The 10,852-nt window shown below is 56.4% G+C and carries 6 protein-coding genes and 1 pseudogene; 6 read left to right on the forward strand and 1 reads right to left on the reverse strand.

Annotated features, from left to right (window positions below):
* From ACV22V_RS31805 to ACV22V_RS31830, 6 genes are all read left to right on the forward strand, one after another.
* Positions 1-138: integrase core domain-containing protein (locus ACV22V_RS31805; RefSeq protein WP_448016655.1), on the forward strand; the 138-nt coding region annotated here is incomplete at its 5' end.
* Positions 139-1,366: 1,228 nt separating this feature from the next.
* Entirely contained in the window at positions 1,367-3,508 is a 2,142-nt protein-coding gene (locus ACV22V_RS31810; protein ID WP_448016648.1) for a C2 family cysteine protease, read from the forward strand.
* A 306-nt stretch (positions 3,509-3,814) separates the two neighbouring features.
* The gene (locus ACV22V_RS31815) at positions 3,815-4,822 is read left to right on the forward strand and encodes an alginate lyase family protein (RefSeq protein ID WP_448016649.1); all 1,008 of its coding nucleotides are present in this window, start codon (positions 3,815-3,817) and stop codon (positions 4,820-4,822) included.
* Between the two features lie 177 nt (positions 4,823-4,999).
* Complete coding sequence (locus ACV22V_RS31820) at positions 5,000-7,165, forward strand: type I secretion system permease/ATPase (protein WP_448016651.1); 2,166 nt, start codon at positions 5,000-5,002, stop codon at positions 7,163-7,165.
* Positions 7,162-8,505, forward strand: coding sequence for an HlyD family type I secretion periplasmic adaptor subunit (locus ACV22V_RS31825; protein WP_448016652.1), 1,344 nt, complete (start codon positions 7,162-7,164; stop codon positions 8,503-8,505). Before ACV22V_RS31820 ends, ACV22V_RS31825 begins: the two co-directional genes overlap by 4 nt.
* Positions 8,495-9,949, forward strand: a complete 1,455-nt coding sequence (locus ACV22V_RS31830; protein ID WP_448016654.1) for a TolC family protein — start codon at positions 8,495-8,497, stop codon at positions 9,947-9,949. The genes ACV22V_RS31825 and ACV22V_RS31830 overlap by 11 nt, the downstream gene beginning before the upstream one ends.
* Positions 9,950-10,416: 467 nt before the next feature.
* Here ACV22V_RS31830 and ACV22V_RS31835 read toward each other — a convergent pair.
* Positions 10,417-10,591: pseudogene (locus ACV22V_RS31835) on the reverse strand (porin); the annotation flags it as partial.
* Positions 10,592-10,852: the final 261 nt, after the last annotated feature.

Here is a 10,852-nt window from a genome sequence, read left to right on the forward strand (position 1 = left end):
CGCACGTACTATAACGAGGTTCGTCCCCACTCCGCATTGCAGTGGATGACACCCACCGAATTCGCCCGTCAGGCAAGGACATCCGTTTCGCCTGACAACTCAACCAAGCCGGAAATCTCCATTTCCGACCGGGACTAATTCTGATTCAGGGTCAGTTTACGGAATGTTCAGAATCGTCGACATTTGGCTCGCACGGCGAATGCTACGCTTCGATCACACACCGTCCTGATCCGATGGTGTATCGGAGGGACAGGGTGGCTTCTCCAGTGGTACCTCCCTTCCAGCAAGGATCCGCACACAACCAAACCGAATGTGCTTGATCGCCTGACAGGGAACGGAATGCGCCACGACGCCAACATCTCGACCCGAAGTGAAGCCGGCCGGCATACGCCGAACAGCATTCGCGGGTTGCACGCAAGGCGTCGGCCCGGCTCCGGAGCATGCTCATGTCCGTGCAGTCAGTGCCTTGGTGCACGCCATCCAGAGGTTGGGCGGAGAGAACGAGGTCATGAGTTGCTTGGTGCTTTTCATCAGCTATCGATAGCTGAGCTTGAGGTAGCACAATTGCCGATTAGTCATCCTGAACGGGTGTGCGATCCGAGCTTGGATATCGGACTCGATTCTCCGGACTTGATCGATGAGCGTGTCAATCGGGCTGTTTTTGCCCGGAACACGGCGGTACCCCGGCTTCGTTGTCACGTGCGGGTTCACGCCGGACCGGGAGTCCAGGTGCTTGTGCACACCGTTCAGTTGTCCAGCCCTTTGAAATGGAAGGCAAGTTGTGCAGCCTTTCCCTGGCAGCTAGTGGTTATTCCGTCGTGGTTCTTGTCAGTTCAGGCTTGAGCCGGCCTCGTGCGAACGGCAACTGGCGACACGAGGCTAATATGAAGACAACAATTGGGGTTTCGGATCAATTCGAATTGCTGGAGCGAATTCGACGTAGTCGCAAGGTGTACCCGAAAGGGGGTATGAATGCGATTGAATATCAGACTGTCGAGACAGCACGCGGTTGCCGCGTTATCCGGGCCCCGAGGCGATTGTTTCCAACGCTGAGACATGCGCGCGCCCTGATGTCTCAAAGATGGCCTGTCTCATTATTAAAATTCTAATTCATTGATGAAATAAACGGAGGGGAAATCAAGAAAAATAATAATTAATATAAATCCTATCATGCGTCTAGGCAGTTTTTGAAAAAATCAGAAAATGTGATCGATAAAATTCTTCGTCGATCGCCTGCGATGACTATTGGGAGGGGCGTTTATGGGTCGTGATTGCTGATTTTGGATTTATTGTAAACGATGCCTGATCGTTGGGGTGAGTCGGGTGTCACGGTGAAAAAATTGCAGGTTGTTACTTGGAGGCTATTATGGTCGACTTGGCTAATCTCAATTCAATTTCACGGCAAGAATTCCAGGCATTGACTGCGTCGCAAATTCAGGGGATTACCGATTCAGCACTTGGAATTTTGGATTCGAACCATTACCAATGGTTGCTTGCAGGCCAGTTGGCCGCCATGAACACGGGGCAGATTGCAGCGCTGAAGCACCCGGAATGGCTGACTTCAACTGCGGTGAAGGGATTGACTGCAGCGCAGATCCCGTCGATCAACACGAGCTGGAGCGCGCTGACGGCAGCATGGTTCAATTCACTCGCGTCGACGGCATTTTCAGCCATACCGGTGTCCGCGTTCGGGCAGATTTCCATGGTCACGCTTCGTGGGCTCGACGCAGCGCATGTGGGTGCATTGACTGGGGCGCAACTGGCTGCGATCGACGCAAGCGGTAAGAAAGTTGTGTCGTCTTTGACTGCGGCCCAGGTCGGGGAACTCAATGTATCGAGCATGACAATCGGCGAGGTACGTAGCCTGAGCCGCAAACAGGTCGCTGGCCTTACCGCTACTCAACTGAGCACGAAGGACGCGAAGGGTCTCACCGTTTTGGCGAGCTTGGCGTCATGGCAAATCAGCGGGCTCGTCATTTCGGCATTGTCGACGGCGCAGGTGCAGAGCCTTACCGCCAACCAGGTTGGCGGCCTGACGGAGGCGCAGTTGGGCGCGACCGATTCCAATGGGAAAAATATCCTTTCGGATTTGACTACGGCGCAGGTGCAGGGCCTGACAAGCAGTCAGGCCGGGATGTTGACTGCCGCGCAACTGGGTGCAGCCGATGCAAACGGACATACCGTGCTGTCCGACCTGTCGGCGACTCAGTACAGTGGTGTCAACCCTTACCACATGACCACCGCGCAGGTGCAGAGCCTGACGTCTAATCAGGTAGCTTCGCTCAACATTGCTCAACTGAGTGCAATCGACGATCAGGGGCACGTGGCGATGCTCGATCTGCTTGCGACGGCGCAACCCAGCTATCTGACGAAAAGCCAGTTGTCTTATTCCAGTGTTTTGAGTGCGTTGCAGGCATTTGCTAAGACGATCGGTGCCAATGGAATGTCGAGTGCTCAATTGACTGAATTCGATGCGTTTGTCACCGCGGTCAAGACGATCGATGGCGCTTCATCGTATGTTGGTTCGTTGCTCAACAGCATGAACCACGGTGGATTGAAAGCGGGATCGAGCGCATCGGATTTCAATGCGCTCACTGATAAATGGTTTCTTGGGGCCGACAATCCTACTGCGCTGTCGGGAGATCACCTCGCTAGCAAAAAATCGTCGCCGTTGTTCCCGGAAAATATCGCGAATGCATACCAGAGTGTCCACCAAGGTTATTACGACGGCGATTGTTATCTGGTGGCGGCACTCATCGAAACAGCGGCAGTGGACCCTGCCGCATTGAAGTCGATGATTTCCGAGAATGCAAACGGCACCTATAGCGTCCGGTTCTATAACCCGACTGGTGTCGGCTACGTTACCGTGGACTCCGAGCTTCCGACCTATACCGGTGCATTTGACAGCGACGGTACGATATGGGCTGGCTTGATCGAGAAAGCCTATATCGAAGCCCAGGCCAATGGAATTGCCTATTCCATGGGAGGTGGGAACAGCTACAACACGATCGCGAATGGAGGCTGGGACGCGCCATTGAAGTCCTTTACCGGTAAGAGCACCAATTATGCCGGTCTGGACAGTGTAGCAACGCTCTCTGCCGGCGGCACGACGTATACCGCTGTTTCCGCGACATTGGCCGCACATGAGGATGTGCTGTTTGCTTCGAACCGCGGTGCCGAGGGGCTGGTCGGTGGCCATATGTATGCGTGTATCGGTATCGATGCAAGCAACGAGGACTATATCCTGGTGAATCCGTGGGGTGGTGGGAACGAACGCGTCGAACTGTCCGCGGCACAGTTGAATACCCTGAACTCGGCTGGTGACTGCTTCTTGCTCTCGAACGGGCAGGGGCCGGCCGACAACGCTGGAGCAGCCGGCCCGGTTCATGCGCAGCAACTGGTTCAAGCGATGGCGAGCCTCCACTCCCCCGCACAGGCCGCCGAATCGGGGTTGCTGCATGGCCAGTACTTCAACTCCAACCAGCCGATTCTTGCGCATGCTCATTAAAAACCGGCAAGTCGATTGAAGCATGCTGCCGGGGCTTGTGTGACATTCACATCGAGCGAGTTCCGCAAGCCCCCCTCCATCGCGATGACGGCGAGATCGGAGATCTACCTGCATGTTGTTGCACATGTGATGGTGGCCGTGACGAGATCGCGCCTAGTACACCATGATTTCGTCGAGAATAAATGCTCGGTAAATTGGTAGAATGTTTTTGCGGTGGAAGTTTTTTTAAAATAATTCATATTGGATTTGAGGAAAATGTCGTCAATTTCATTAAATGGAATATTTCGTGGGTTAATGGGATTGGCCATGTCCATGATATTTTTTTCACTCTCGAATGACGCCAGGGCATTTGGTATGTTTCCCGACAATACGGAATGGCAAACCGTTCAGACAATTGTCGCAAGGAATCCTGGTGCGCGTGGCCTTCTGCAGAGCCGCCTCGCTGCTGTCGGGGCCGCAATGAACTCCGAGCAAGCACATCCAATGAAGCCCGAGAGCTTTGGTGGCGCGCGTACGCTTGCCTATGCGTGGCGCTTCACCGGAGATAGGCGTTATCTTGACACTGTAAAGCCCGCCTTGCTTGATTGGGCAGCGACCGATCAGCCCAGTGGAATACCACTTAAGGACCAGCGAATTGTTGATGCGGCAATTGCGATTCAGCAGATTAACAGCGCGCTGACCGAGCGTGAAAAACAACAGACCGCTGCCTGGATGATGCGGTATGTCAGCAGTATGGAGAATTGGGCAAAACATAACCATCGTGTCGATAACTGGATGGCGTGGGCGCTCGCCACGGCCGGTGTCGCCGCAACTGCCGCGGACGATGCACCTTCGTTGCAATGGGTCAAAGAGACGGCGATGGAAGTCATGGAGGAGAGCTTGTTCGCCGACGGAAGCACGCTCGATTTTAGAGACCGTGATGCCCTTGGCTATCACCTGTACGACCTGGGGGCACTGCTGATACTTGCTCAAGCACTCAAGTCAGCGGGCATCGCGGATCTTTATGGATGGCAGACACCTGGCGGCGGCAGCTTGGGAAAATCACTGGCTTTTGTAGAGCCCTACATTACCGGGAATAAAACGCATATTGAATTTGTTCACACAAAATTTCCGCCAGATATTACGACAATTCACAAGAATCAGGCGGGAAAGCCATGGCAAGCCAAGCAAGGAGACCGAGTCTACGGATTTCTCTACGCAGATGCCTTTGATGCCCGTTGGGGCGACTGGGATCGTAAGCTAAACAATAACTCTCAATACCCGCATGGCATGATTGAATATCTGTTGAATCAGGCAACACGCGAGAGTAAATGATTGAGTTATCCGATCAAGACTGATATGGGATAACCGAATTCTGGTCGGTTCGGCTGGCGACAAGCTGAAATTTTCTGCTCGCTGCTCGTGCTCCGTTGCCCATTCGTGTCGTTGCCCGGTGTCGAAAACACGGCCTCCACGCGTTCATGGATTTCCACCTTTTATCTTCAGAGTCCTATGTTAGATGCGTCACCCGTGAACGAGACCGCCCAGAATGCCGGGCGAGCGGTGGATCAGGCGCTGGTGTGCGTGTTAATCATGGCAAGCGTGCATGGAGTGCCAGCGGACGAGGCGCAGCTTCGCCATGAATTCGGCCACCGACCGTTCGATATCCAGACGACGTTGCTTGCTTTGAAGCACCTTGGTTTGTCCGCGAAGCTCGTCCGTCACCCGACCGATCGACTTAAGACCGCGCCGATGCCCGCAATCGGCATCGATACTCATGGCCGCGCCTTTATCGTCGCAAAATACGTTGAAAATGGCGAAACGGTGAACCTCCTGATACAGCGTGCGGGTCAACCGCCGCGACTTGTCGCGCTTCAGGACTTTCTCGCGCAGTGGTCCGGAGAGTTGATCTTTTGCACGAGCAAGGCCAGTTATGCGGGACAGCTCGCGAAATTCGACTTCAGTTGGTTTGTGCCGGTGATCGTCAAGTATCGACGGCTGCTCGGCGAGATCCTGTTGATTTCGCTTACGTTGCAGTTGATCGGCCTGGTTACACCGATGTTCTTTCAGGTCATCATGGACAAGGTGCTGGTCAACCATGCGATGACCACGCTCAATGTCATTGCCTTCGGTCTGGTCGGCGCAATCGTGTTCGAAGTCGCACTCAACGGCATACGTACCTGGGTATTTGCACATACGAGCAGCAAGATCGATGTCGAGCTGGGCGCCCGCCTGTTTCGACATCTTCTGAACCTGCCGCTCGCGTATTTTCAGGCGCGCCGTGTCGGCGACTCGGTTGCCCGTGTGCGCGAACTCGAGAACATACGGAGTTTCCTTACCGGAAACGCGATGACGGTCGTCCTCGATCTGGTGTTCTCGATCATCTTTCTGATGGTGATGTTCTGGTACAGCCCGCCCCTAACACTCATCGTCGTGATTTCGATTCCTGTTTACATCCTGTTGTCGGCCGCCTTCACGCCGGTTATTCGGTCAAGGCTAGACGTAAAGTTCAATCGAAATGCGGAGAATCAATCGTTCCTGGTCGAGTCCATTTCCGGAATCGACACGGTCAAGTCCATGGCCGTCGAGCCCCGCTGGATTCAGAAGTGGGATCAACAACTGGCGGCCTACGTAGCTGCGGGGCTTTCCGTCACAAACGTCGCGACGATTGCCAGTAGCGGCGTTACGCTCGTCAGCAAGCTGGTTACCGCCGCGATCATGTGGTGGGGGGCCACGCTCGTCATTGACCAGAGGCTGACCGTTGGCGAGCTGGTGGCGTTCAATATGCTCGCTGGCCAAGTGTCGACGCCGATCTTGCGACTCGCGCAGCTCTGGAACGACTTCCAACAGGTCGGCATATCGATGTCCAGGTTGGGCGACATTCTGAACGCACGGACCGAGGTTGTCGGCCGCAAATCGAGATTACCCAGACTCGAAGGCGGAATCGCGTTCGATCAGGTGGCATTTCGTTACCGCCCCGATGCCGCAGACGTGATCCGCGGCCTGTCGCTGAACATCGCACCGGGCGAAGTGATCGGAATTGTCGGACGGTCGGGGTCAGGGAAAAGCACTCTGACGAAGCTGGTTCAGCGTCTATACATTCCCGATCGCGGCCGTGTACTGGTCGATGGACAGGACATCGCGGTGATCGATGCGGCTTCATTGCGCCAGCAAATCGGCGTGGTGCTCCAGGAGAATACGCTCTTCAGTCGTTCGGTTCGCGACAACATCGCGTTGCAGAATCCTTCTGCACCACTCGAGGTAATCATCGCCGCCGCGAAGCTTTCGGGCGCGCATGAATTCATCTGCGAATTGCCGGAAGGCTATGACACGATCGTTGGCGAGCAGGGAACCGGGCTGTCCGGCGGGCAACGGCAGCGGGTCGCGATCGCGCGAGCGCTGTTGACCAATCCGCGCATCCTCATTTTCGATGAAGCGACGAGCGCATTGGATTACGAGTCGGAAAAGATCATCCAGGTGAACATGCGCGAAATCTGCCGTGGCCGAACCGTCATCATCATTGCTCATCGCTTGTCCGCGGTTCGCGACGCGGATCGCATCGTCGTGATGGAGCGCGGTCAAATTGCGGAAATTGGCACGCACGATGCGTTGCTATCCAATCCAGATGGCATTTATACGCACTTCCACGGGCTTCAACAGCGTGGGAGTGATGCATGAACCGGAACCATCGGATGGCGGCGCTACGCGATCTGTCGCGCCGATATCTTGAAATTCTCGGGCATGCGTGGCGTAACAGGCGCACGCTGACCCTGCCTCGCTTCGAGGCCCATGAGGCAGAATTCCTGCCGGCCGCGCTTTCCATTCAAGCCCAGCCGGTATCGCCAGTGGGGCGTCTTGTGGCACGGGTCCTGATGCTTCTGATCGCCGTGCTGCTCCTCTGGTCGGTTTTCGGCAAGATCGATATTGTTGTGGTCGCCACGGGGAAGATCATTCCGTCCGCGCACACGAAGACGATCGCATCGGTCGAAGTCGCCAGCGTGCGTGCAATTCATGTCGCGGAGGGGCAATTCGTCAAAGCGGGTGATCCGCTTCTCGATCTCGATTCCCGGATGAGCGATAGCGAGCGCGATCGTGCGCTCGGTGATCAGGAGGTGGCTCGTTTGCAGGTCGCGCGTGCGCGCGCCTTGCTCGATTCACTCGATTCTGGCAAAGCACCCCAAATGCCTCCAGTCGTCGGAGTGCCACACGTGCGTTGGCAGGAAGGCCAGGGGTTCTTGTCTGCGCAGTGGCGTGATTACGTTGCAAAGCGCGATCGGTACGACAGCGATATTCGACATTACGAGTTGCTTTTGCCGTTGGTGAGTCGACGCGCTCACGACTATGCCCAGCTGTTGGAAAGCGATGACGTCTCACGTCATGCATATCTCGAGAAGGAGCAGGCGCGCGTCGACGTTCAAGGACAGTTGGCCGATGCTCGAAATCAGAAAGCGGTGCTGACTGCAGAAACGCGCCGCACGGCTCAAGACAGTCTGAACGAAGGCGAAAAGATCCTGGGCGATTCGACACAGGACGCTCGCCGCGCGGAGGTTCATAGCGAACTGCTCAAGCTCGTTGCACCGGTCGATGGAACCGTTCAGCAACTCGCAGTCCATACTATCGGCGGCGTTGTGCCACCGACCCAGCCCCTGATGCAGATCGTCCCGTTACACGATACGTACGAAGTCGAGGCTTCCGTGGAAAACAAGGATATCGGATTCCTACGGGAAGGGATGCCGGCGCGGGTCAAGGTCGATGCATTCGACTATACGAGATATGGAACCACCCCTGCCCGCGTAACGCATGTTTCCAGGGATTCGATCGAGGACGACAAGAAGCGGTTGAACTATTCGATCCGGGTAGCGCTCGACCGAAATACGATGAGCGTGGATGGCAAGTCGGTTACGCTCGATGCTGGCATGAGCACGACAGTTGAGGTCAAGACTGGTACGCGTCGCATAATCGAATACGTGCTGTCGCCGCTGATTCGAGGCGAGAAGGAAAGTTTGCATGAACGATAGACGGCGACGTAATGACATGAAGATGCGTATTGGTGTCGTGATGTGTGTCGCGTGCGGATTCATGCTGATGTCCGCGAGTGCCTGGAGCGGGACCAGGTGGCTTGACGATCCTCTTGACGCACGCCCTCCGACGCTCGATCTGGGGGAGAGCACATTGCCGGGCGATCAGAGACCGGTTCTCTGTCCCGATGGCGCGCTTTTGGATCATCCGCTTGCATTGGGCGAGGTCGTCGATCTGGCGCTCTGCAACAGTCCTCAGATCAAGGCTGCATGGGCGACGATCAAGCTCCAGTCGGGGGTGCTCGGCGAGGCTCGTGCGGCGTATTTGCCCACCGTTTCAGTGACGATGTCGGAACTGCAGACGCGCACCCAGTACCCCGGTGACGCGTTGTTCAACAGTACGGTCACCGGGCATACGGGATTCGTCGGGTTCAATTGGCGCATATTCGATTTTGGTGCCCGTGCTGCGAACCGGAAAGCCGCCAATCAATCATTGGTAGCCGCGCTTGCATCACGCGATGCGGCTGTCCAGAAGACGCTCGCTGTCGTGGTCGGCGCCTATTTCGATGCGTTGGCCGCGCGCGCGGCTAATGAGGCGCGCACGGAGTCGTCCGAACTTGCCAGGAAGACGCTGAGCACGACGTTTCATCGACAGCAGTTGGGGGCCGTTGGTCGAAGTGATGTACTCCAGGCAACGACGGCGCTGGCCAAGGCGACGCTCGATGAGCAACGAGCGAACCAGGCATATGTCAAGTCGCTTGCCATGCTGGTCTATGACATCGGCTTGCCGGTGAATCGATCGATCGACCTTGCGCGGATGCCGGCAGTCAGGGGCGCCGATTCGGTTGGTGATCTCGACGCGTGGTTGCGCGAGGCGACGGAAGCTCATCCGGCCATTTTCGCCGCCCGGTCTCAGTGGGATGCGTCCAGGGCGAAAATCGACCAAGTTCGCGCGGAAGGGCGCCCTACGATCGATTTTTCCGCCAATCTCTATCAAAATGGCTACCCCAATCAGGGGTTGCAGCCGCAGCGCAGTAACGTAAGCACGATTGGTGTCACACTGACGATTCCACTGTTCGAGGGTTTTGCGCGCCAATATAAAATTCAGCAGGCAGCGGCCCAGGCTGAACAGAGTTCGGTGCAATTCGACGATACCGTGCATCAGATCCAGGCCTCTGTGATCAAGGCGCATGCCGACGCGGCATCGGCGCTGGCCAATCTCGATACGTCCGAGAAATTGCTCGATACTGCACGTGCATCCGTAGAATCTTCGACTTCCCGTTATACGAAAGGGGCAGCAGACATTGTCGAGTTGTTGTCCACGGAGAAGGAATTATCGGATGCGTTGCAGGAGCGTGCGAGATGCGTGTCCGAGTGGCATTCGGCGAGATTGCAATTGATGGGAGCAGCCGGCGTGCTGGGGCGTGATGCAATTGAAAATTGATGATGCTTGCGGCAGGCAGTTGGTTGGTTCCGGCGATCCGATTCGCGCGGATTGGTCTGGAGGCGCCGCTACCGTTGATCATCGCCGGAATGTGCTGATCGCGATGCGATGCGTCTTTGATCCGGTCCGGAAGGAACCGCTCGGGAGAAGCAGGGTTGAGCGATGGTAGCACGCGGCGGGAAATCGTTCGTCCTTCAGGCTGTTGAAGAAGTTGCCTGTCGGTCGTGTTCCCGACAAGCAAAATGGAAGCCGTATGATCTGCTGGAAAGTCTTGCGACGGACTTGGCAGACTTTATGAAACCGTCTCCACGAGAGCAGTTCAGGAGCGACGCTTCATTTTAAACTTCCATGCGTGAAGGCACCTGGCGGGGCGCATGAGCATACGGCGGGCGACGACGCTTCAGAACTTGTGACACAGCGCGAGACGCACGGCCACCTGGTTCGACGTCGACGACGGCGCGTCGGTCGAAGCCGACCATCGCCGGACCGAGCGTGTCGTTGATGCCCGCGCCGCACACACGCATGCGTTCGGCGATATAGCTCGCGTCGTTCGCGCCGGTCGAGTCGTCGCCAGGATGGTTCGCCTGCATGTACGCGGCGCGCGGCGCCGACGAGCAACCCGCCGTTCTGGTATTGCGCGCCGTTCGCGCCGGCCGCATCGAGGGCCGGACTGTTTTTGTGTCGCACCAGACAGCGCTCGATGATCGGTTCGCCCGGTGGGCCCACGATCACGGACGCACCGGCTTGCACCATGTGCGCAGTAGCTCATATGACGACACAGATTTCGAGGGCGCGGATCGCGGCTTCGATCTGTCTGATCGCGGCGTCGAAGCGTTCGGCTGCCTCATAGGTATCATTGTCGTCCTCTTCCAATGCATCGAGCTTGTCACGCGATTCGCGTCA

It is taken from the genome of Burkholderia sp. AW33-5 (genome assembly GCF_053427615.1).

Bases quoted from the DNA above. Each gene is read 5' to 3' on its own strand.
- ACV22V_RS31810 (WP_448016648.1), top strand. From the start codon at position 1,367: ATGGTCGACTTGGCTAATCTCAATTCAATTTCACGGCAAGAATTCCAG.
- ACV22V_RS31815 (WP_448016649.1), top strand. From the start codon at position 3,815: ATGTCCATGATATTTTTTTCACTCTCGAATGACGCCAGGGCATTTGGT.
- ACV22V_RS31820 (WP_448016651.1), top strand. From the start codon at position 5,000: ATGTTAGATGCGTCACCCGTGAACGAGACCGCCCAGAATGCCGGGCGA.
- ACV22V_RS31825 (WP_448016652.1), top strand. From the start codon at position 7,162: ATGAACCGGAACCATCGGATGGCGGCGCTACGCGATCTGTCGCGCCGA.
- ACV22V_RS31830 (WP_448016654.1), top strand. From the start codon at position 8,495: ATGAACGATAGACGGCGACGTAATGACATGAAGATGCGTATTGGTGTC.